A 21,828-nucleotide genomic window follows, 5' to 3' on the forward strand; every position below is an offset into this window, starting at 1 on the left:
CCGCGATGCTCAACCTTGCCGAATACCGCCAGCGCCCCGCCTTGCTAGCCGATTGGCTGCCGTGGGCCGGCTTGGTTGCGCCCGGTGCGGTGTTGAACAAGGATGGGTCGTTCCAACGAACGGCGTGCTTTCGCGGGCCGGACTTGGACAGCGCGACGCAAGGTGAGCTGATCGCCACGACGGCGCGGCTGAACAATGCATTGCGCCGATTTGGCTCGGGCTGGGCATTGTTCATCGAGGCCGCACGTCAGCCGGTGGCCGGCTATCCACGGTCGGAGTTTCCCGAACCCCTGTCCTGGTTGGTCGACGAAGAGCGCCGCGCCGCATTTGAGGAGTCGGGTGCGCACTTCGAGAGCCGCTATCACCTCACGCTGCAGTACCTGCCGCCGGAAGAATCGCGCGCGCGAGCGGCCAAGCTGCTCTACGAGAATCCGCGCACCGCGGGAGTGGATTGGCGCGAGCGACTGCAGGCGTTTGTCGCGGAAACGGACAGAATCTACGACATGCTCGATGGCGCCGTACCGGAAATCGCCTGGCTCACTGATACGGAGACGAAGACCTACCTGCATTCGACGATTTCGAGTCGACGCTATCGCATCGGCACCCTCGAAGTGCCTTTCTATCTGGACGCACTGCTGGCGGATGTCCCGCTGGTCGGTGGGCTCACACCCATGCTGGGCGATCAGCATCTGCGCGTGTTGACGGTACGCGGGTTCCCGACTTCAACGTGGCCTGGACTTCTCGATGATCTCAACCGGTTGGGATTCGCTTACCGCTGGAGTACGCGGTTTATCTGCATGGACAAGGCCGAGGCCGAGAAGGAGCTCGGCCGACTGCGGCGGCAGTGGTTCGTCAAACGCAAGAACGTTCTCGCGCTGTTGCGCGAGACGATCTTTCAACAGGAAAGCCCGTTAGTCGACACCGACGCCGGCAACAAGGCCGCTGACGCAGACGCGGCTTTGCAGGAACTGGGCAGCGATCAGGTCGCGTTTGGCTATCTGACTGCAACCGTGACGGTGCTCGATGCAGACGCAGACGTAGCCGATGAGAAGCTGCGCATGGTGGAGCGCGTCATTCAGGGCCGCGGCTTCGTGACGGTGCCGGAAACGCTAAACGCGGTCGAGGCGTGGCTCTCGTCGGTGCCAGGCAACGCCTACGCGAACGTGCGTCAGCCGATCGTCTCGACGCTGAATCTGGCGCATCTGATGCCGCTGTCGGCCGTGTGGGCGGGGCCCGAGAAGAACGACCACCTTGATGGACCGCCGCTGGTTGTCACACGTACGGATGGCTCGACACCGTTTCGGTTGGTGACGCATGTCGGGGATGTGGGCCATACGCTCGTCGTCGGTCCCACCGGCATGGGCAAGTCCGTCCTGCTGGCGACGCTGGCCATGCAGTTCCGCCGCTATCCCGGTTCGCGCGTTCTTGCGTTCGATATGGGGCGGTCCATGCGCGCGACCATCCTAGGCTTGGGTGGCCAGTACTACGACCTCGGCGCCGACGGCGCAATCGCATTCCAGCCGCTTGCGCGCATCGATCGCGACGGATATCGCACTTGGGCGGCAGAGTGGGTCGAAGGTCGGTTGCTGCAAGAGGGCGTCGCTGTTGGCCCTGAAGAGAGGTCAGCCATCTGGTCCGCACTGGTCAGTCTTGCCGGCGCACCGGTCGAACAGCGCACGCTCACGGGGCTATCCGTACTGCTGCAGTCCAACGCACTGCGCCAGGCCCTCGCACCATATGTGCTGGGCGGCGCCCACGGCAAGCTGTTGGATGCCGACCAAGACAAGCTGGGCACGGCGAACGTGCAGTGCTTCGAGATGGAAGACCTGATGCACAGCAAGGCCGCCGTGCTTGCTGTGCTCGGTTACCTGTTTGCGCGCTTTGAAGCGCGTTTTGACGGCGCGCCGACGCTACTGATCCTCGACGAGTCCTGGCTGTTCCTAGACGACCCGGTGTTCGCCGCACGCATCCGCCAGTGGCTCAAGACGCTGCGCAAGAAGAATGTCAGCGTCATCTTCGCCACGCAATCACTGGCTGACATCAAGGATTCGAGCATCGCACCCGCGATTATCGAGAGCTGCGCCAGCCGCATCTTTCTGCCGAACCCACAGGCGACCGAGCCGCAGATTCGTACGATCTACGAGGACTTCGGCCTCAACAGCCGGCAGATCGAGATCGTCGCGACTGCACAGCCGAAGCGCGACTACTACTACCAATCCCGGGCAGGTAATCGCGTGTTCGACCTCGAGCTGGGGCCGGTCGCGCTCGCGTTCGCTGGCGCCTCGACACCTCAGGACCAGCGCGCCATGGACGGCGTTCTGCGTGAGGCCGGGGTACCCGGCTTTGCCGGTGCCTGGCTGCGCCATCGTGGCCTCGATTGGGCGGCTGAACTTCTGCCTTCTGCGCCGTCGGCCGCGTCTTTCCTCGCTTCCCATTGATAGGAGCACTGCCATGAAGACTCGTGCGTTTCTCGCAAAGGCTGCCACCTTTCTGGCTGGGTCGCTCATGCTTGCCCGGCCGGCGATGGCCATCACCGTGTTCGATCCGACGAACTTTGTGCAGAACAGGCTGACCGCGGTTCGTACCCTGGAGCAGATCAACAACCAGATCAAGCAGCTCCAGAACGAGAGCCAGATGCTGATGAACCAGTCGCGCAATCTAGCCAGCCTGGACTTCAACATCGTCAATCGCCTGCGCTCCTCACTCGGCGCCACCGAGCGGCTGATCGCCGAGGGAAGGGGACTGGCCTATGACGTGCAGAACATGGACGCCAGTTTTGCGCGTCTGTACCCGCAACGCTATGCAGCGACCGTCAGCGGTGACCAGATGTACCGAGACGCGGGCGAACGTTGGCGGAACACGCTCAATGGTTTGCACACCGCGATGCGAATGCAAGCGCAGGTGTCGCGCAACCTTGCCCAGGACGAAGGCGCGTTGGCCGACCTCGTCAGGCAAAGCCAGTCGGCGCTTGGCACATTGCAAGCCACACAAGCGACCAACCAACTCCTGGCGCTGCAAGCCAAGCAGGCGATTCAGGCACAGCAGCTACAGCTGACGCAGGAACGTGCGGCCTCGCTGGAGTTGGCACGGCAGGCTGCAGCAATGGAGCGTGGCCGCGAAGTGACGCGAAGATTCCTCGGTGCCGGGATGGCGTATACGCCGCATCCCGTGAGGTTCTACAGCCGGTGACGGGCACGGCCATGAATGACCCCGCCGTCATCGATCGCTTTCTCGACACCTATTCCACGTACATCGACTCGGGTTTCGGCCTATTGCGAGGCGAAGTCACGTTTCTGTCTGCCACGCTCGTGACCATCGATATGACGCTGGCGGGCCTCTATTGGGCGCTGGCGCATACAAGCGGACAGGGCGATGACGTGATGGCCAAGCTCATTCGCAAGGTGCTCTACGTTGGCACCTTCGCCTACATCATCGGCAATTTCAACTGGTTGGCGGGCATCGTGTTCCGCTCCTTCGCTGGACTCGGTCTGACTGCAACGGGCTCGATCAACATGGAGACCTTCCTGCACCCCGGGCGCCTTGCGAAAGCCGGTATCGACGCAGGAGCACCCATCCTCGAGCAAATCAGCAAGCTGACAGGCTTCCCGGAAGTGTTTGTCAACATTACGCCCATCGCCGTGATGTTCCTCGCTTGGCTGGTCGTCATCGTCTGCTTCTTCGTGCTCGCAGTGCAGCTCTTCATCACGCTGATCGAGTTCAAGCTGACCACGCTCGCTGGATTCGTGCTGGTGCCGTTTGTGCTGTGGAACAAGACGGCCTTCCTTGCCGAAAAGGTACTGGGAAACGTGGTGTCTTGCGGCGTGAAGGTGCTTGTGCTGGCCGTTATCGTGGGCATCGGTACGGGCCTGTTCTCTGAGTTCAAGGTCGCACCCAGTGACCCTTCTATCGACCACGCGCTTGTCCTCATGCTGGCCTCGCTTGCGTTGCTGGCACTTGGGATCTTTGGGCCGAGTGTTGCGACGGGTCTGGTATCTGGGGCGCCACAACTCGGCGCCGGTGCGATGGCGGGTGCGACGGTAGGCGCTGCCGGGACTGCCGTTGCGACCGGTGCGGCGGTTGCCGGTGCGGTCGCAGCTGGTGCACGTATGGCCCCCGTAGGCGCGAAGATCGTTGGCAGTGGTGCCCGTGGGGCCGTCTCGTTGGCGAGCAGCACGCGCTCGGCGTTTCAGGCCGGTTCCACGGCCGCTGGTGGTGGTGCGAAGGGCGTCGTGGCAGGCGCGGGCAACGTTGCGGCGAGCGGCGCACACGCCATGGGTCAGAAGGTCGCCTCCGGGATCAGCGCATTCAAGGAGCGTGCGGCTTCCGCTTTTGGCTCCTCCTCCACGTCGGCAGCGCCCGGCGCTTACCCCGTACCCGATTCTGCGACGCAAGACGCGGCCGCAGCAGCGCAAACACAGGCCAGTGTTGCCGACCGGCAGCAACCCGCTTGGGCGAAACGTCTTCAGCGCCGTCAGCAGATTTCTCAAGCGGCCACGACCGCGGCCAACACGCTGCGCGCTGGAGATGGTGGCGGCTCGGGTAGTGGACCAAGCCTGGGCGATTCCGATTCATAGGGAGAGCAAGCCATGCGATTCAAGCGAGCGCGTGTGCGCTATGCGGACACGCCACAGCCTGCCACCCCATATCAAGCTGCGGCGCAGCTATGGGACGAGCGCATTGGCTCGGCACGTGTGCAAGCCAAGAACTGGCGATTGATGGCGTTCGGCTGTCTGTTGCTCGCCTCGGTGATGGCAGGTGGCCTGATCTGGCGATCGACGCAGTCCAGTGTGACGCCCTACGTCGTGGAGGTGGAGAAGACCGGACAGGTCCGTGCGGTTGGCGAGGCATCTACGCCTTACCAGCCGACGGATGCCCAGCTTGCCTACCACCTTGCGCATTTCGTCACGCTCGTTCGGTCGCTGTCCATCGATCCCGTCATCGTGCGGCAGAACTGGCTCGATGCCTACGAATACACCACGGACCGTGGTGCGGCCGTGCTGAACGAGTACGCGCGCGCCAACGATCCGTTCGCCCGTGTCGGCAAGGAGTCGGTGACGGTACAGATCACCAGCGTTGTGCGGGCGAGCGACGCGTCGTTCAACGTGCGTTGGACGGAGCAGCGTTTTAACAACGGTGCGCCGGGGGACACCCAACGCTGGAACGCCGTGATTTCCACGGTCCTGCAACCACCGCGCACCGAAGCGCGCTTGCGCAAGAACCCATTGGGCATCTACGTCAATGGGCTGTCGTGGAGCCGCGAGCTCGATGCATCCGAAGGAGCCAAACCGTGAATCACCTTTTTCGCATTTACGCTTTTGTGCCGGCCGTGGTCATCTCAACTCTGTTGTTCGGAGGCTGTGCCACGCAGCTCAGGCCGGCACCGACTGTCTCGCTCGACGAACCAGTGCAGGCTCAACTGCTGCCGGAGCCCCCCAAACCTGTCGAGGTGGTGACGGTTCCGCAACCGTTACCGCTACCGGCGCAGTTGAAGCCGCTGGAACCCACCGAGGAACTGACGCACGTGCCTGAGCCGGTCGACGAGAAAGCACGGGTGGCGCGCGCCAATGCCGAAGCACGGGTTGCGCCCACGCGCGAGGGCTTTGTGAACGCGATCCAGGTTTGGCCCTACAGCGATGGGGCGCTGTATCAGGTCTATGCAGCACCGGGCCGCGTGACCGTCATCTCGCTTCAGCCCGGTGAGAAACTCGTGACTGTGGCCTCCGGCGACACCGTGCGCTGGATCGTCGACGACACATCGAGTGGCGCCGGCGAGGAGCTGCGCGTCAACGTGATCGTGAAGCCGATTCGCTCGGGCCTCAGGAGCAATCTGGTCATCACCACCAGCCGGCGGACGTACCTGCTGGAGCTGACCTCGACTGACAAGACCTGGATGGCATCGGTGTCCTGGGAGTATCCGAAAGACCGGGTGCTGTCCTTGCAGCGCCAAGCGCAGGCTGCACAGGCAACCACGCCGGTGGATACCGGCCTCTCGCTGGAGAAGATTCGCTTTCGCTATGCGATCAGCGGCAGCACCCCGCCGTGGAAGCCGCTGCGTGCGTTTGATGACGGTGAGAAGGTTTACATCCAGTTCCCGGCCGGTATCGCCCAGGGTGAGCTGCCACCGCTGTTCGTGATTGGTGCACAGGGCGATGCTCAACTGGTGAATTACCGCTTCCGCTCGCCGTACTACATCGTGGACCGGTTGTTTGGTGCAGCCGAGCTGCGCCTTGGTGGTGACGGGGCCGATTCGGTACGGATCGAGCGCACCGACGGTATTGCGCGGGGGAGCTGAATATGGGCCAGGACGACACCTCTGACCATGCCACGCCGCACCCGCAAAAGGTGGCCCCAGAAGCGGTGGCGTTACGGGCCCAGCCGCAACGAGTGATGCGGCTAAACCGACGGTCGCTGGCAATCTTGACCGGTGGCGTTGCCGCGGCCGTGCTGGGTGCCACGATGTGGTCGCTGCAACCACGTCAGCGTCAGACCGCAGAGCAGATCGAGTTGTACAACGTCGATCGCGTCTCGCGATCGGAAGGTTTGGATCAGCTTCCCACCGACTATTCCAAGCTGCCGCCGTCCCCTTCACCGACGGTGCCCGAATTGGGGCCGCCGCTGCCGGTCGACTTGGGGCCAGCGATCGTAAAATTGCAGTCGCCGACAGAGGTCACCTACACGGCGCCGGGCCAAGATCCAGCCGCCGCTGAAAGAGATGCGCTACACGAGGAGGCTAGGGCGGCGGCTAGTTCGTCGGTGTTCTTTCGTTCAAGCAAGCAGCGCGCCACGATGCAGGCGGCGGTTTCTACAGTCGGTTCGGGATCTGGCTTTGCTGGGCAGGACCCGCTGGTAGCCGGGGCGGCAGCGACGACAGGACAAGCGATCGACCCGACTGCTGTGCAGAACCGGCAGGACCAGAAAGAAGCCTTCCAGAGAGCCGGGACTGCTGAAAGGCGCATTTCCGGAAATCTGCAAATGCCAACCTCCCCGTACCAGGTGATGGCCGGGACGGTGATCGCCGGTGCGCTGGTGACGGGCATTAAGTCTGACCTGCCTGGTGACATCATCGCTACAGTGACAGAGCCGGTCTACGACACGGCTACTGGCCGCTTTCTATTGATTCCGCAGGGTGCGCGCATCCTTGGGCGCTACAACAGCCAGGTCAGTTACGGACAGAGCCGAGTGCAGGTGGTCTGGAACCGCGTCATCTTGCCCGATACGTCCTCGCTTATGCTGGCCAACTTGGCTGCCGCCGACCCTGCCGGCTATGCCGGTCTCAGCGATGGCGTTGACTGGCATTGGGATCGCGTGTTTGCTGGCGCGGCACTCACGACATTACTGGGCGTCGGCGCCGAATTGGCGTCGCCAAAAGAACGCCAAAATAGCGGCGGCATTGCTGGCGCTGGTCGCGACAGCCTGCAGAACAGTGTGAATCTGGCGGGGCAGGAGATGACCAGGCGCAATCTCAACATCCAACATACGTTGACGGAGCGACCGGGCTTGCCGGTGCGTATTGTCGTCAATCGAGATTTGGTACTGCGGCCGTACCAGCCGCTGTTCGTCAATCGAGGAATCTCGCGATGAACGTGACACGCAAGCTGAGACTTGGGCGTCTGCCAAAGACTGAAAGTATCAAGCTGACCTTTGTATGCTCTGCCAGCCTCAGAGCTGATCTTGACCGTTACGCGGCGCTACATGCGCAGACCTATGGAGAGGTGGTCGATGCTGTCACTCTGATCCCGTACATGCTGGAGGCGCTCATGGCTGGGGATCGGGGATTTCGCCGGACAAGCAAAGCGGCTGCCAAGCTGCAGGATTGATCCCTTGGAACTCGGAAGTGACCCGTCGTCTGCTTACGGCGGCGGCTCTTCTTGGCTGACCGTCACCGAGAACTTGGGGTGCTGGGTCCCGTAAACAGCTCTAAGTTGTGCCTGATCGCCTACCCTCCATGCAAAAGCAGTGGACCCCGCCCACGTACCCCGCATGGCGGTTGCGCCGCCCGATACGCAGTTGCGGCAGGGTGCCCATTGGGAGTTCATTCCTGATGTCGTCGCTGCAGAAGCTGGCGTTCATTGAGCCGACGATCATGCAGACCGATCGGCTGCAGCTTTGATGAAGTGTCGCTCACGTCTTCGCGCAAGGAGGCGACAGCCGATGCCCTAGTTTGCCGGTGATGGTTCAAGCGGGACGTCCAGCGCGATATCGCACGTTGTTTGATTTGAACTGGTACACAGGACGCAGTAGTAGACCCCGCAAAACTTACCGCCCTCGTATGCAGAGCGCAGGGACATTCTTCGTACGTAAGCGGTCGATTGACGACGTCTCTTGCGGCGGCTGGTGGGGTCAGCTAGGCAGCGCCTGAAGGCTTGATGCTCCAGGCTCGCAGAGCTTGGTAGTGATCGGCCGTTTGGGCCCGTGGTAGCGTAGCGAAGGATAGATTGATGGCTCCCTTAAATCGGCACAAGCGTTCGACGCAACAAGACTCTTCCAGAGGGCGGAACAGCACAGGATCTGCGCGGATGGGATCGCGCTCGACATGGGGCGCGCCGCAGGCCCGAGAGGAACTTCGCGCCGCCTGAGTCAAGCAAAGCCTATGGCAGAAATCTGTGCCGCCGAACGCCACGCTCCTCTATCCGCCGAAATGCCTGGCCCCGTAGTGTTCGATCCATGCATGCATATTGCTGTTGATGGTGTAGTTCTGGTCCTTGTGCTGAAATTTCAGCTTCGTTTTTAAGTTCAGTTCTTGCAGACCTTGGCCAGTCCAGGAATCAGCTATCGCCCCTTTTGGAAACTCAGTACAGGGGTGGATGCCCCCATAGTTGTGGCTCAGCTTATGGTTGCTGACGATGCTGAAGTCGGAGATGCCCGGACCATGCCGCAATTGAAGTGCGACCTCCAGTGCTTGCATGTCGCAATTGGCAAAGTCCAGTTGCCGGCATTTTTGTAGGCAGTGGTTGAGATCCGCTGGCGACATTTCGATTGCCCCGCGCAACTCGCCGTCTGCGGTATGGTAGATATGGCTCTGCTGCAGGCTTGCCAAGCTTTTCAGTGTTTCCGACGGGTAGGCGGTTTTCGCCGCAGTCATGTATTGCTGAGCTCGACTCAAGGTCAACAGCGAGTCCACATCGGTCTTTTCGCTCTTGTTCAGGCGACCCATGGCCGTCTGATAGCCCGTCGTGGACAACTGGAACCATTCTCCGACCTGCCGCGTTATCGCAACAATTTGATGTGATAGTCCAGTAGCTTGGGGCTGGCCGAGATTGAATGCGCCCAGTTCACCGGCCACACTTGGCAAAGCTTCCTGCGCGAACACAACTTGCTGTGCAGCATGAGCCGGCGTGGCAACTGCCACGACAACGCCGTGGCTGAGAGCTTCTTCCAGTTGCTTAAGCGCGAGCGAGTGCGTCGGCAAATCTATGCCACCAGACAGGAGGCCAAGTCCGATGTCTTCAACTACATCGAGATGTTCTACAACCCAACACGGCGCCATTCCAGCGCCAACGGACTATCACCAGTAGAGTTTGAACAACGCCATTCCCAGCGGCTCGCGGGTGTCTAAGAAAACCGGGGCGATTCACGCCGCCTGAAATGACGGTCGATGACATTTCCTAGAAGCATTTCGTCTGTAGGCTCGGTACGCTGCTGTCCGACGGAGGGATTAGGTGAGCCATACAGCGGCTTCTGGGAGCATGGCCATCGTGTCCTCCAACGCGATGGCCACCATCGAGACGGTCACCGCGGCTCGTGATCATGAAATTCTTCGATGTCAATCGCCACACTCAAATTGCCTGCAGGGGAAACATGACCGGGATGCAACTGGCTGATAGCCTCCCCCATCGTCATTCTGTGAGGCTGCTCTTCGGGTAGTCTCATGTCGCCGACCAGCAAACAAAGCTCTCGTGCAAATCTCAGGATAGAGTCGACACTATCCTCACCCAGCAGTTGGTTCATTTCGCGGCTTGCGAGCGTGCCGGTACGTTGCGCCAGCGTCTCGTCCACTGCACCCATCACGCCGCGTCGAATCTGCCCTCGAAGACCGATATCGACTTCGCCCTCACGCCGATGATTCTTTACCGTGATCGCCGTATGCTGGTTTGCTGCGCCGATTCCTGCCATCACGCCGGACGCTGCGCCCACTCCGAGAATTTGCCCTATGGAAGCGTTTCTAGCACCGCCGCTGAGTGCAGAGGAAAGCTTGCCCATGACCGAAGACGCCGCGCTGCCGAAGACCGCAAGGTGGAACATTTGACCAACACGCTGAGCCGTCTGCGCAGACAGCTCTCGAGCGGTGTACTTCATTTTCACGTCCTTCACCAATTGCTCTGACGCGATGGTTTTCACGGTGCCAGTGAGCAACTGCTCCGCCCAGCCGCCTGGATGCAGTGAAGTGAGATCGCCTGACTTGAGACGGGCAAGGTCCTCTTTGAGATGAATAAGCACATCGGACTCATTAGCGACGCCTGTCAACGCCGAAGACGTTGAACCGGAAGCCACATCGCTTACTGATGGCAGGGCGCCGCAGCTAGCCAACGATCGCTCCAACTCAGCAATCTTCCGGCCCAGATTGGAAACGACGCGCTTGACGATGGACTGTACAGGCATCCTAATGAACCCCGCCAATTTTGTGGCGTCAATATCTTCCGCTATCAGCAATTCTCCTCGAGCAAGCTTCGCTTTGCCGGCCTCGGTGAAGAAGTCCCCATAGAGAAGATTGAGTTTGTTGTTGCAGTCCTGTTTTGCGCGCTCATCCAAACCGGCGGCGACGTGCTGTACGGCCGTCATGGCCAAGGCTGCTACGGTTTGAGCTGTTGGCCCATATGGAAACATGCGCTTGGCAACCGCCATTGCAGAAGCCAGTACATGTTGCGTGGGAACAGCGGCGAGCTTGCCTACAAGACTGCTTGCCGCGGCCACGGGCGCACGTAGTGTGCGTGGCGCTGTTTGAAACCGGTTCCCCATCCACTGCCGTTGGTGGGCACCCTGTGTCATCATGAAGTTACGTTGCGTTGCGTGCAAAGCGCGCTCAGCGTTGAGCAAACGTTGCCCTTGCTCTCGCAACTTCATCAACTCCGTCAACGGCAGAGCATCAATTTTCACCTTCAGCTCCAAACCGGCATCGTGTGATGAAAACCCCAGATCATGCACTAACTTAGCTAGTTCTGTATGCAAGGCGCTAAATTCGCGAACTTGGTGCTGAAGCATTCTTGCGAGGTCGGGCAACCAATGCTTGTCGTTGATGTTCTCCTTGTCGGGGACAATCACCGGGCCGCCGCGCTCGCGAATCGACTCGCACACAGTCACCACAGCCGGCTGTTGCGCTGCATTCATTGGGGCGCCCACAGCAGCTGCAACTAAGCCAACGCTTGCACTACCCCACGGAGTGGTCGCGCTACCAATCCACGGCGAAACAATGTATTGAATGGCGTTATTCAGAAAGGTGCCGCTTGGATTGGGCAAGCCCGAAACAAACGCCGAGCGCCGTAAGGCGTTGACTTCGCGCTCGTTCATACCTTGCGCCCGGTACCAGTCCCGCACATCCTTGTCAGAGACCCGTTTCATCAACTCATCATTGGTCGCGGGACGTGAATTGCCATTCGCCACCTGGGTCGCGGTTCCGGTACCGCGCAAGCGATTGACCAAATCGGCTGCTAACTGAGGCTGCAATTCTCGGCAGATCGCATGCTTAAGCTCCGTTTGTAGTTGTTGAAGCAACACTGCAACTGGCCGGTGTACCTGTTGCGTCCGCTGCGTAGACGGATACGACAACGGCGATAGATCGCCGCGAAGTGGCGGGGCATCCAAATTGTTCGGCCGGATCGTGTCCTCTGAGAGCCCATGCAATGACGCAGGCACTAGATTTCCCGTAGATGCGGCACGCTTGTGGTGGCGGCGTGGCAAACCTTCCAGGGGGCCAGGAGATCGCGCGCGCGTGCGATCTGAAGGCGATTCAGGCGCGGATACTGACAGGCGATTGATAGGTGCACAAGGCTCCATGCCATGGAGCACGGTGGTGGAGGTAACCTTCTTCATTGGCGAATGGGCTCAGGTTGCATTCTCGACCGAGCATTGTGCTTTCACTACGCAAGTTGAGGTCTTCGTGCGGCAGAATTGATGTGCGTGCATACGAACTCGCCATCCCAGGCTTCCTCGTCAACAGCACTCTAGAAGTGACCCACCCCTGTATCAACTTGAGACTGCGTTTGACAACGCCATGACGGTCGTGCTGGATCTGCTGTTCTCTTTCATCTTTCTGGCGGTGATGCTGTGGTACAGCGCCTGGCTGACGCTGATCGTGGTGCTTTCGATTCCGCTGTACATCGCGCTGTCTGTCATCTTCACGCCCATCATCCGCGCTCGCCTGAACGTCAAGTTCAACTGTAACTCTGAGAACCAGTCCTTCCTCGTCGAGACCATCAGCGGCATTGATACCGTCAAGGCGATGGCAGTGGAGTTCCGCTGGACCCAGAAGTGGGATCAGCAGCTCGCGGCCTACGTAACGGCGGGTCTTGCTGTCACTAACGTGGCGACGCTTGCCAACGGCGGTGTGACCCTCATCAGCAAGCTGGTGACGGCCGACATCATGTGGTGGGGCGCGAGCCTCGTCATCGACCACAAGATGTCGGTGGGCGAACTGGTGGCGTTCAACATGCTCGCCGGCCAGGTCTCATCACCAATTCTGCGTCTCGCGCAGCTCTGGAATGATTTCCAGCAGGTCGGTATCTCGATGAGCCGACTGGGCGACATCCTGAACGCTCGCACCGAAGTCGTTGGCCAGAAGTCCCGCCTGCCCAAGCTCGCCGGCGCTATCGGTTTCGATCAGGCCGCGTTCTCAACATAACGGGTCAGTTTTGGCCACTGGCTATGCAGGTAGTGCAAGGCTTTGCCGAACAGGCTTGTCGGCAGCACTGTGTGCAGGTGATGCAGGAGCAACCCCTCAAGCTCATCGAGTATCGGTCGACTTCGCTCAGCACGGAGCACCCGCCGCAGCGTTGCTGTCATGTCCTTGGCTTGGGCCTCGACGCTGAACAGCAGGCCAATGCGCTCAATGAACTTGGCCACGGGATGCTCGGCGCGCTTGGCCTTTGGCAACGCTTCTTCAGCCTCGATCAGGTAGCGTCGTGCGTGCGCCCAGCACCCAAGGTGCACGAGTTCGCAATGACTGGAAATGTCGTCATACGGCGCGTAGCCGTCCGTCATTGGGGCCGCGCCCGGTCGGTTACCAGCATGCAGGTAGCGGCCTGGGCCGTGCTGTGTGGCGGACTATAGGTGAACAACCGCACGGGCGGGCCCGAGCCATTCATCTGCGCCCACAGGAAGCTCTTGATCTGCGCCGCCCGCCAGGCTCCTTGAGCACCTGCACTGGAGTCTCATCACCGTACACAACCTCGACATCGAGCAGGTGGTCTCGCAGCAGGTTGATCAACGGCTGCACGGCCTGACCCACCCGCACCACGCTGGCGGCCAATGTGCTGCGCGAGAGGGCGCCGCCGTAGTGATGTAGCAGTGCCGCCTGACGGTAGAGCGGCAGGCCATCCTGGTACTTGGCTGTGATGCACCAGGCCAGCGCCGATTCCGTCAACAGCCCCTTGAGGATGCGCGCGCCGGTGCCGGCGTGGTCTTGATGCTACCGTCACAGCACGAGCATGCGTATTTGACACGCTTATGCTGGATCACGCGGATCTGCTGCGGCACGATGTCCAACTGTTCGCTCACCTCCACGCCGATCTCGACCAGGGCCTGGCCGTCGTGCGGACAGACGCGCTCCGATTCGGGCAGTTCGTGACGGACTTCGACTCGGGGCAGCGCCGGATCGAGCGGCTTGCGCCCGCGCTTCTTGCGCTGGTGCACGGGCACCTCAATCGCTGGCGTACCTTCTTCTTCCTGAGCAGATGAAGTAGTGGCCAGCGCCTCGGCCTCATTGAGGAACAGATCCTTCTACTCGGCGCCACGTGCTTTGGTCTTGGCGGCGAACAACTGGCGGGGACGCCTTCAGTTGCTCCTTGAGCAGATCCGGCTCGACCGTCACCACGCGCAATCTCTTTGCGCAGTGCTTCGTATTCCTCTGCAGTGATGGTCACGGTGGTCGGCATGGCGGGTTAGTCCGCTGCTGCTTGTGCGGCGTTCACGCCGCCCGATGATACGCGCGCCGCGGATGCCGCTGCATCGCCTCGATGTCGATGCCTTGGAGCAACCAGTGCAGTTGCTCGACACTCAGCGTCGCCACCGCCGCCTGGCGTTGCCATGCGAACCGATCCTGCTCCAGGCGCTTGAGTAGCAGCCAGATGCCATTGCGGTCCCAGCCAAGAATCTTGATGCGATCGGCCCGCCGGTTGCGGAACACGTACACCGCAGCCGCGAACGGATTGAGCCCCATGGCCTGTTCGACCAACGCGGCCAGGCCGTTGATCGATTTGCGGAAATCCACCGCATTGCGGTGCAGGTAGACCTTTAACCCTTCGTCGAAGTGGAACGTCACCTCGCCCCCAGTGCTTCGATCATCGCCTTGACCAGCCCCGCGTCTTGCCCCCTGCATTGAAGTGCGACGGTTACCCCGTTAGGTAGCCGCGCCGTCAGGCGTGCTGGTGCGCTCGCTTGCGATGACGGACTTGCTGCTTCACGTCGCGCGCTTACGGCCGATTCAGGCCCGGCCCCGAGCGGGGCAGTAACATCGCCTATTGAGACCACGGGCCCAAACGCTGGCCGCACATCTGCATCGTGCTCGGGCTCAGCCACCTCATTGCTTCGCCCACGCTTGCGCCCACGTCCGTGAACCCATTTGTACTGCTGGTTGGCATTGATACCGGCCTTGAGCGCCATCCCGGAGAGCGATCCCCCGGGCTGCCGGCAGGCCTCGATGAGCCGACGCTTGTCCTCCGCGTCAAAGGTGCGCTTCCCGGTGTCCCCAACACGGGCCACCCTCAGGGGCAGGTAGCTCAGGTCATCTTCTATGGTCATTAGTCGGCCCTGAACAATCCGCTTTCCCGGCCGCCCAGTTTCATGCAGCCGACATGAGTGGGCATGTGTGAGCAAACAGAGTGCCCAGAATCCAGGCATAAAGAAGCCGCAGCTTCCTGAGGATCATGCGCAGGTTGTGGCCAGCCCCGCAGAGCACCGCGTGGATTGCATCGCCCACAGCCCCTTTGAGCGAGTTCCGATCGAGCTTGCCGTCGGCCTTCATATGACCGATGACGGGTTCGATCGTGCTGCGTCGCCGGATCATCGCCCGCAGGCCGCGCGTCACTGAGAATCTCCGCCTGCTCCAGCGCCTCGGCCAGCGTGTGCCCATCGTATGGATTGCCCGGCATCGAGCGCGCACCCAGCACGAACCCCTCCTTGTGCGTCGTGGTGATCGATACCTTCACGCCGAACTCATAAGGCGTGCGCGCCTTGCCCTTGCTGATGCACTTGACTTCTGGCGCATGCAGCGCGTAGAGCTTGCCCTTGTCTTTCTGTCGCTGCGACAGAATGCGCTTGGTGCGGCCAATTAGTTCTTCCTGTGCTGCGCAACTTTGCGCTGCCACCGAGCCAAGCTGCCGCCCCACGTCGTGCATCACCCGACCTACCTGCGAGCGCAAGGTGCGCAGCGCGTGCCTCATGCGCTCGTACTGCTTGGCGTGTGCGTAGCGGCAAATCTGGCCCGCCAGCCGTGGCGCCTCGCAGTTGTAGTTCTGTCGCAGCTTCAGCCCGTGCTGGGCTGCCGCAGCCACCAGACGTTCACGATAGTGCTCCTGCAGGCGCAAATCGGTCGGATGCGCGATCGCCTTCTGCAGGTACGTCTGGCCAGTGAACATCTGCCAGTATGGGTTCTCGACCCATTGCCAGACGACTTCCTCATCGGACAGGTCAAACGCGTGCTGCAAATACAGCAAGCTAGCAATCAAGCATGGCGACGTGGCCGGGCGACCACGCTTGGACACGAAGCTCTCGCTCATCGCGGCGCTCAACCGCTCCCAGTCGATCAGATCGGCCAGGCGCACCGGCGGATGCCTCAGGTTGATCTGCTCGCGCAGCGGCTGCAGGAAGAAGTCTCCCTCGCTGACTGGCCCCTTCGGGCCCATTCAAACCTCGTCGGAATTTGCAGGAAACTCGCATCAATATGCATGCTTCCTGCAACTCCGGCTACGCTGTTTTGGCTCCCATGCATTGCCGGCAAAACCTTTGCGGATTGTTTAGGGCCGACTCGGTACAGCACCGCAGGCTCGCACCTGCATTCGTGACACGCCCAGGCTGACCCTTTGCAGGGAGCAGAAGCGTTCGACAACGTCTTTCTCCAACGAATCCATTCGGCTGCATCGGTGTATCAGGATTTCACCACCAGAGAATCACATGGCATTGCCACGAAAAAATTACAACGGCCTCACACCTGCCGAATCCCTGGGGGACGATAATAATCGTCGCACCTTCGCCGATAAAATCATTATTTCGCATCGAAACGTACCGCCCGATGCGGCAAAAAATATTATTAATAACCTAATATAATAATATAAATCATAAATATTCGGTGATTCAAAAAATCCCGCGTGCAACCAATATTTCTCATTAATATGAGAATTTGTAATCAGCATCCCAATGCCATTCTGCCATTGGATGACACACCAGCGCCACTCCGGCCCTGGCACAGAAGCGGTGGTTACCGACAAGACCACGGCAGCAACCGCCCGTCAACGGACGACCGATCACCTAGCCAAAGCCCCAAGAGGATCATCAAACGGCAAACAGAATATCAGCCGCCCAGATAAGCGCCGACTGAATTGGTTATTCGGAAGCGTAATCAAAATAGAGAGAGCATGATGGTTAGAGAAATCAATTCCCAGCGCGTCCGTAGCACGAGCGAACCCGCGACTTCGGAACCGATGTCAATCGATACAAGTCCGGTTGAAAGTCCCCCAACTAGCGAACGGCGGGCCAATCGCCCTGCGGAGTTGGCGGGCCTGCGCAAGTCGCCAGCGTCTTCATCGCGTGGGGGGCTGGCAATGGGCAGTAGGACAAGACGTGCATCTCTGCCGCCCTTCGTCGAGATTGTTGATCCGGTGGTCGCCGCTGCAGGCGAGGCGGTGAAGACTGCTATCAAACGCAGAACCACATGGCAAATGCTGGTCGGCCGTCCGGATCTGGTGCCGAAGGACGAGATGAAATTCGTACTCGCCGAAATCGAACCTGCCAAGAGAGGTTTGGAGGGACTCGCGCTGATGAGGTCGCGAGGCAGCACGTTTGAAGACGCAGATGAGACCGAAGCCTTGTTAGTAACCCATCTCGCCATGGTCGCTGGGGTCGGCACGAGTCTCCGCTGTGGGCAATTGGTCGCCCACTGGACAAGTTCTGCAACAGGCACGGCGGAATCGGCCGAGACGGACGTAACGTCAGCTCGCCCCGAGTTTTCCGATGCCGATGGACTGTTGCGCGTACTTGACGAACTCAATGGCTATCGGTCCATCATGGAAGACTTCATGCGGCGCGCCAAGGCTCGGGAAACGTCAAGTGGAATGCGGGCAATGCTAACGCCGTACCTGCCGAGCCTCTTGGCAGGGCAACGGGACTACTGCACGGCTGTCCAGACCATCCACGGCAGCATGATGCAGATCAGCCGCACGCGCTTGGAAAACCTAGCTCAGAACATGGCGCTGCCGGCCCTTGGGAGGCGGCTGGAAGAATTGAATGAAGCGATAGGTTACCGACGTGAGGAGGTTGTACAAGCATGTCTGGCCTTGGAGGAGAAAGCTTTCGAGGGTGCCCACACGGAAGGTGCCGCAACACGAACGGATCTGACACCGGAAGCGCTCGCAACACATAAGGCTGTGATCGAAAAATATGGCGACACACTAGAACGCATCACTATGCGCCTCTGTCTGGATGCGGCCGAACAGCTCGAGGCGGGCAATATGCCCGAGCTTTCGCAAAACCTGATCGCATTGGCCCACGCGATCTCTGCCTTCAGCGCGACTTGGCGGGATATCTGCGAGCGCGTTGGCGGCGGCAGGACAGTCCAGCCATCGGCGCAGGCTGCCACGATTTCAAGCACGGGACCCTCCTCGCACGCGCTCCAACTGGCGAGCCGCTCCGGCAGAAAAAACCGCCAGCAAAAGAAACGATCGGCAGTACCAAGCCATCCCGCGCCCATACCGGTGACGATCGCTTCGGATGCTCGCAGCCATACGCAGAAGGATGCGGACGCTCTATTGAAGAAATATCCTCTCGATCTCGAAACAGCGGGTCGATTGAGAGGGGACATCGTCGCCATCGCCAGCATGTTCGGCAAGGACACCAGTGTCATCCAGCGCGCAATGAGTGACCCGCAACGCGACGCAGTGCAAACGATCAATTTCGTCCGGGGATCGGCAAATGGCTGGCTTGGGGAGATCGATGCCTTATGCAAGATGCAGACGGCACTGGCGCCGGATGACACCCGCATCGAGCAATTGACGGACCGTATCTCGGCGCTCACGCTCGTGCACGAGCGCTTGGAGGTGTGGGAGGCCGACGAACTCAAGAATGATCATTTTCCGCGATCAAACCACCTTGAACGTCTATTGAACAGCGGCGAAATTCACGCCGTAGGTATACCCGTCCGCCTGATTTCAACAGGGGACGCAGGCAACCTTGGCACGTTGTTCGAGATGCGCATTCAGCCTAAACCGCTTTCTAATGGCACGCGGGCGTCGGCCTGGTTTGTGCATCTGCATACGTGTCGGCCGGTTGATGCAGCGGTATTGCGCTCGCTTGATACCAGCGAATTCACCGCCGTCCACCTGAAGACTGATCAGCAAAAGAACTTGGGGCAGCGCTGGGAAACGATGATGCATGCGCTTGGCTATGTTGATGCGAAGGTGCATCGAGCCGCCATTGGCGCCACTCTGTTGGGTAAGCTCTTTGCATTGGCTCCGAGTCGCTAGCGCGTTGGCTCTGAATAGCCCGCTTGGTTTCATAGGACAAGACCCCGAGCTCCTCCGAGCGCGGGGCCATTGAAGTTCAGTTTGAAGACGAGCTTGACTGCTTTCCACTGCGGGTGGTGCGTGTTCGCTCCAATGAGACGAGCGATTACGCGTCGGTGGTCAAACGGCGCTTGATTGAGTTGTGTCGTAAGCGTCTAGGCGCCCTATCTTGAACCGATGGATGCAAACGAGCATCGTCCCCACGATGGAGGTGAATTGCCCCGGCCTCAGTAGAGGCCTGTGAGCCTCAAACTAGACGTTAGGCGGGTCAGAATTCAGTAGGTGTTACAGCAAGCGTCTGATATCGCGCTCGAAGAGCCTCGAGCTGGTGCTCCAGTTCCTCCCGTTCGGGGCCTGGCAGCAAATCGTGTTGGCGCTTCATGGATGCAGAAACCTCGCGGCCGAGTAGCTGGTTTTTCCAGTTGTACAACGTCGGCCTAAACACGCCAATTTCCTGGCCCAAGGCGTCTGCACTGCCTTGGCGGGTACGTAACGCAATGACCGCAGCCTGCTTCAGCGCAGGAGGTCGAGAGGTCTGCTCAGCTCCACCAACAACGCGCACTCTTGACTCAGGACGGAGTTCCCGAATCTAGGCAGTCAGCGACGCCGGATATCCCAGCGCTCTCATGGTGGTAGCGATGCTACTGTTCATGATCGAGGTAGTGCCTGACAGCCGCCTCCTTTTGCTCTTGAGAATACTTCGGCTTGGGGCGCATATGGCCATTTGGAAGATCGCATCGCCGCTCGTACTCCCGGTACCAACCCTTCAGCGCGTTCTTGGTCGGGTACCCCAACTGATGAATGGTTGCCCTGACGCGCTTGCCGAGCTTGATGTAGAGCTCGACCGCTCGAACCCTGTCCTCGTATGAATACATGAACTACCTCCTGGTAGTCCAAATTCTTGTCCCCACCTCCCTTGGGTCAGGATTCCGTGCAAATCAACACGCGCTGGTTTTTTCCGATACATCCCATGCAGGATCGAACACTTTGGCTTTGATCTGATGCGTTGCGCTGCGGTCGAATATAGCCGCGTTCGTTTCACCAGAGAAATGCCAACTGGTCTTGTCCATGTTGGCGGACCCAATGATGGTCATAGCACCGTCTACTGCCATGAACTTTACATGGCTGGCACCATTACCTGCACTGTTACCGTCCGGAACCGGGGCGTCTGTGCCGATTTTTGGATTCTTGAAATAACGGACATCAAGCATATCATTGTTTTTTACCATTTTTCGCAATGTAGAAATTGCTGCTCTGTTTGTACCACCAGCGATTCGATTATTCACTCGGTCATCGTTAAACCCCTTTGAAACTAGAACTTGCACACGAACCCCTCGATTGGCTGCGTTTGCCAACTCTTGCAGGGCCGTCGGCGCATTTAGGTTGGGGGTCATTACCTGAATGGAACTCCGTGCGTTATTGATCGCCGCAAGAAATGCCTGATTCTGTGGATTGTCGTTACGGGCATTCAATAGGTTCCCGTTGGGTCGGCGCGTCAAGATTGCCATCTTGATGCCTTTGGTCGCGCTATTGGATGCTCTGTCGAGACTCGCCCATTCTTGCATGGGGTATGTCTGTTGATCCGGATTGACTCCGACGTTCCAGTTGGAGACGAAATCTTCACGCAGTGTTTTGGCTACACCGCCAGAAACGGTCACTCCAAGGTCGTAGGCCGGATTGTCACCGTGATTGCGAGATTGAACGTTGGCTCCTGTTAATGCAGCACTATTGCCGTCGACGACCACAGCTTTGGAGTGGATCGAATTTGATGAGCGGTGCTGATATACGCGGACCTGGAAATCGATGTCTCGCGTTAAGCTGGCATATTTGTGCTGGGCATCTTTCTTATAGTTACCGATCAATGCATCAGGTGATGAAGGCCATCGCTTGGGGCCACCTTTGTTTTTATTGGCGGACGTCATCCGCATGAAGGTCTGAGCGAAGCCAGTGCCCTCATTGACTAGGAGCCGAACACGAAGCTTGTTTTTATTACACGGACCTGCATGCTGCCGGTGCGCTGCTGCTGCGTCAAGCATAGCATCTAGGATCATCTTGGCTCCTGCTGAACCCGGATCCCACGCAAACGTCTGAACGCATACTTCCTCCTGTGCCCTGCGGACTAGTTCAGCCTGCTTGGCAAAAATGGAATCACCGCCGATATCTATGCTTTCTAGCCTATTGTTCTCGGAAACCATCGATTCCGGCCGCACCGTGCCACTGGCCGCGCACGCGATGGACGCCTTCAATACCGCAGTTTCGAGTCGCAGCGCGGCGGAGATGCCGGGCAGTTGTATGCCGTTTCCTAGACGCCGAGTGGTCGCGCGCGCACTGCCTTCCGGCGTTGCCAGCACTGTTGGCTTGGCCGATGGCCTCGGCCTGAGGCAGTCAAGGAGGCCGGAGGAGGACCGTCGCACCAAAGCACCCGTCTGCGAACGGGTTGTGCCCGATGGGTCAGCATTTGTTTCAGTAGGCGGCGAGATAGGTTGCCGAGAATGAATCTTCATGGCCTAGCACATGGTGTTGTCCAGTTTGTTTGAGCTTACGTGGGGCCACTATGGAGACAGGCTCGCAATGCGAAGTTAATTTTTCTAAAGCGAAAATTTTTATGTTGGAACATACGTTCTGCCGCACTCCCATGTGAGTGCGGCGAGTTCATCCATGAAGAGCTTGCCGCTGTGTGCTCGCGAGTGGTGGGTGGCTGCGGCTAGGCGTCGTTGCAGGCGGTCACAAACGCTTGCACAGCTAAAGTTGTATCTACATTTCAACTAAAGTTGTGCCGATCGCTATCAGACAGGCTGAATGTTTGGTCAGGCTACAGCGCAACCCTGGGTCAGGAGCCAGGGCGAATCTGCGCCTCCCGGTACGCATGTGCCGCGTTGGCCATGGATTTGCCCCCGTATCC

13 protein-coding genes and 5 pseudogenes are annotated in these 21,828 nt (G+C 59.6%); 10 read left to right on the forward strand and 8 right to left on the reverse strand.

What is annotated here, in order from left to right:
• Window positions 1–5: 5 nt before the first annotated feature.
• Genes trbE through PI87_RS19820 form a run of 7 tightly spaced genes read left to right on the forward strand, consistent with a single transcriptional unit; the run spans window position 6 to window position 7,817 of the window.
• On the forward strand, window positions 6–2,438 hold the full coding sequence (trbE, locus tag PI87_RS19790; protein WP_039599444.1) for a conjugal transfer protein TrbE: 2,433 nt from the start codon (window positions 6–8) through the stop codon (window positions 2,436–2,438).
• Window positions 2,439–2,451: 13 nt separating this feature from the next.
• Window positions 2,452–3,189, forward strand: a complete 738-nt coding sequence (gene trbJ / locus PI87_RS19795) for a P-type conjugative transfer protein TrbJ (RefSeq protein WP_039599445.1) — start codon at window positions 2,452–2,454, stop codon at window positions 3,187–3,189.
• Between the two features lie 11 nt (window positions 3,190–3,200).
• The gene (trbL, locus tag PI87_RS19800; RefSeq protein ID WP_039599461.1) at window positions 3,201–4,574 is read left to right on the forward strand and encodes a P-type conjugative transfer protein TrbL; all 1,374 of its coding nucleotides are present in this window, start codon (window positions 3,201–3,203) and stop codon (window positions 4,572–4,574) included.
• 12 nt (window positions 4,575–4,586) lie between these two features.
• The gene (gene trbF / locus PI87_RS19805) at window positions 4,587–5,291 is read left to right on the forward strand and encodes a conjugal transfer protein TrbF (protein WP_039599446.1); all 705 of its coding nucleotides are present in this window, start codon (window positions 4,587–4,589) and stop codon (window positions 5,289–5,291) included.
• Window positions 5,288–6,292, forward strand: a complete 1,005-nt coding sequence (gene trbG / locus PI87_RS19810) for a P-type conjugative transfer protein TrbG (RefSeq protein WP_039599447.1) — start codon at window positions 5,288–5,290, stop codon at window positions 6,290–6,292. The genes trbF and trbG overlap by 4 nt, the downstream gene beginning before the upstream one ends.
• A gap of 2 nt (window positions 6,293–6,294) precedes the next feature.
• On the forward strand, window positions 6,295–7,581 hold the full coding sequence (locus PI87_RS19815) for a TrbI/VirB10 family protein (protein ID WP_039599448.1): 1,287 nt from the start codon (window positions 6,295–6,297) through the stop codon (window positions 7,579–7,581).
• On the forward strand, window positions 7,578–7,817 hold the full coding sequence (locus tag PI87_RS19820) for a DUF2274 domain-containing protein (RefSeq protein ID WP_039599449.1): 240 nt from the start codon (window positions 7,578–7,580) through the stop codon (window positions 7,815–7,817). The genes PI87_RS19815 and PI87_RS19820 overlap by 4 nt, the downstream gene beginning before the upstream one ends.
• A gap of 809 nt (window positions 7,818–8,626) precedes the next feature.
• On the opposite strand, the gene PI87_RS19825 is transcribed toward PI87_RS19820, so the two are convergent.
• Window positions 8,627–9,154, reverse strand: coding sequence for a hypothetical protein (locus tag PI87_RS19825; RefSeq protein WP_039599462.1), 528 nt, complete (start codon window positions 9,152–9,154; stop codon window positions 8,627–8,629).
• A gap of 111 nt (window positions 9,155–9,265) precedes the next feature.
• Here PI87_RS19825 and PI87_RS28655 point away from each other — a divergent pair.
• A pseudogene (locus PI87_RS28655) lies at window positions 9,266–9,556 on the forward strand (IS3 family transposase); the annotation flags it as partial.
• Window positions 9,557–9,729: 173 nt separating this feature from the next.
• Here the strand turns inward: PI87_RS28655 and PI87_RS19830 are convergent.
• Window positions 9,730–11,712: a type III secretion system effector protein gene (locus PI87_RS19830; RefSeq protein WP_157003178.1), complete on the reverse strand. Its 1,983-nt coding sequence runs from the start codon at window positions 11,710–11,712 to the stop codon at window positions 9,730–9,732.
• 490 nt (window positions 11,713–12,202) lie between these two features.
• On the opposite strand from PI87_RS19830, the pseudogene PI87_RS19835 reads away from it, so the two are divergent.
• Window positions 12,203–12,826: pseudogene (locus tag PI87_RS19835) on the forward strand (ABC transporter transmembrane domain-containing protein); the annotation flags it as partial.
• Here PI87_RS19835 and tnpC read toward each other — a convergent pair.
• The 4 genes and pseudogenes from tnpC to PI87_RS19855 form a co-directional block, all read right to left on the reverse strand.
• A pseudogene (gene tnpC, locus PI87_RS29865) lies at window positions 12,817–14,087 on the reverse strand (IS66 family transposase); the annotation flags it as partial. The pseudogenes PI87_RS19835 and tnpC overlap by 10 nt on opposite strands.
• A gap of 32 nt (window positions 14,088–14,119) precedes the next feature.
• The gene (tnpB, locus tag PI87_RS19845) at window positions 14,120–14,473 is read right to left on the reverse strand and encodes an IS66 family insertion sequence element accessory protein TnpB (protein WP_039599451.1); all 354 of its coding nucleotides are present in this window, start codon (window positions 14,471–14,473) and stop codon (window positions 14,120–14,122) included.
• Window positions 14,470–14,952, reverse strand: a complete 483-nt coding sequence (gene tnpA / locus PI87_RS29945; protein WP_039599452.1) for an IS66-like element accessory protein TnpA — start codon at window positions 14,950–14,952, stop codon at window positions 14,470–14,472. The genes tnpB and tnpA overlap by 4 nt, the downstream gene beginning before the upstream one ends.
• A 40-nt stretch (window positions 14,953–14,992) precedes the next feature.
• Window positions 14,993–16,055 (reverse strand): annotated as a pseudogene (locus tag PI87_RS19855) (transposase).
• Window positions 16,056–16,970: 915 nt separating this feature from the next.
• Between PI87_RS19855 and PI87_RS19860 the strand changes: the two are divergent.
• Window positions 16,971–18,887: a hypothetical protein gene (locus tag PI87_RS19860; RefSeq protein WP_157003179.1), complete on the forward strand. Its 1,917-nt coding sequence runs from the start codon at window positions 16,971–16,973 to the stop codon at window positions 18,885–18,887.
• Between the two features lie 330 nt (window positions 18,888–19,217).
• On the opposite strand, the pseudogene PI87_RS29655 reads toward PI87_RS19860, so the two are convergent.
• Together PI87_RS29655 and PI87_RS28660 are read right to left on the reverse strand one after the other, a co-directional pair.
• Window positions 19,218–19,801: pseudogene (locus PI87_RS29655) on the reverse strand (IS3 family transposase); the annotation flags it as partial.
• 63 nt (window positions 19,802–19,864) lie between these two features.
• A complete protein-coding gene (locus PI87_RS28660) occupies window positions 19,865–21,430 on the reverse strand; it encodes a phospholipase D-like domain-containing protein (RefSeq protein WP_084210025.1) in 1,566 nt (521 codons plus the stop codon).
• Window positions 21,431–21,828: the final 398 nt, after the last annotated feature.

The sequence above is a fragment of the Ralstonia sp. A12 genome, assembly GCF_000801955.1.
Classification (GTDB): domain Bacteria; phylum Pseudomonadota; class Gammaproteobacteria; order Burkholderiales; family Burkholderiaceae; genus Ralstonia.

Coding starts and splice junctions, on each gene's coding strand:
- trbE (WP_039599444.1), top strand. CDS start 6: ATGCTCAACCTTGCCGAATACCGCCAGCGCCCCGCCTTGCTAGCCGAT.
- trbJ (WP_039599445.1), top strand. CDS start 2,452: ATGAAGACTCGTGCGTTTCTCGCAAAGGCTGCCACCTTTCTGGCTGGG.
- trbL (WP_039599461.1), top strand. CDS start 3,201: ATGAATGACCCCGCCGTCATCGATCGCTTTCTCGACACCTATTCCACG.
- trbF (WP_039599446.1), top strand. CDS start 4,587: ATGCGATTCAAGCGAGCGCGTGTGCGCTATGCGGACACGCCACAGCCT.
- PI87_RS19815 (WP_039599448.1), top strand. CDS start 6,295: ATGGGCCAGGACGACACCTCTGACCATGCCACGCCGCACCCGCAAAAG.
- PI87_RS19820 (WP_039599449.1), top strand. CDS start 7,578: ATGAACGTGACACGCAAGCTGAGACTTGGGCGTCTGCCAAAGACTGAA.
- PI87_RS19825 (WP_039599462.1), bottom strand. CDS start 9,154: ATGGGTCGCCTGAACAAGAGCGAAAAGACCGATGTGGACTCGCTGTTG.
- tnpA (WP_039599452.1), bottom strand. CDS start 14,952: ATGACCATAGAAGATGACCTGAGCTACCTGCCCCTGAGGGTGGCCCGT.
- PI87_RS19860 (WP_157003179.1), top strand. CDS start 16,971: ATGGGCAGTAGGACAAGACGTGCATCTCTGCCGCCCTTCGTCGAGATT.
- PI87_RS28660 (WP_084210025.1), bottom strand. CDS start 21,430: ATGAAGATTCATTCTCGGCAACCTATCTCGCCGCCTACTGAAACAAAT.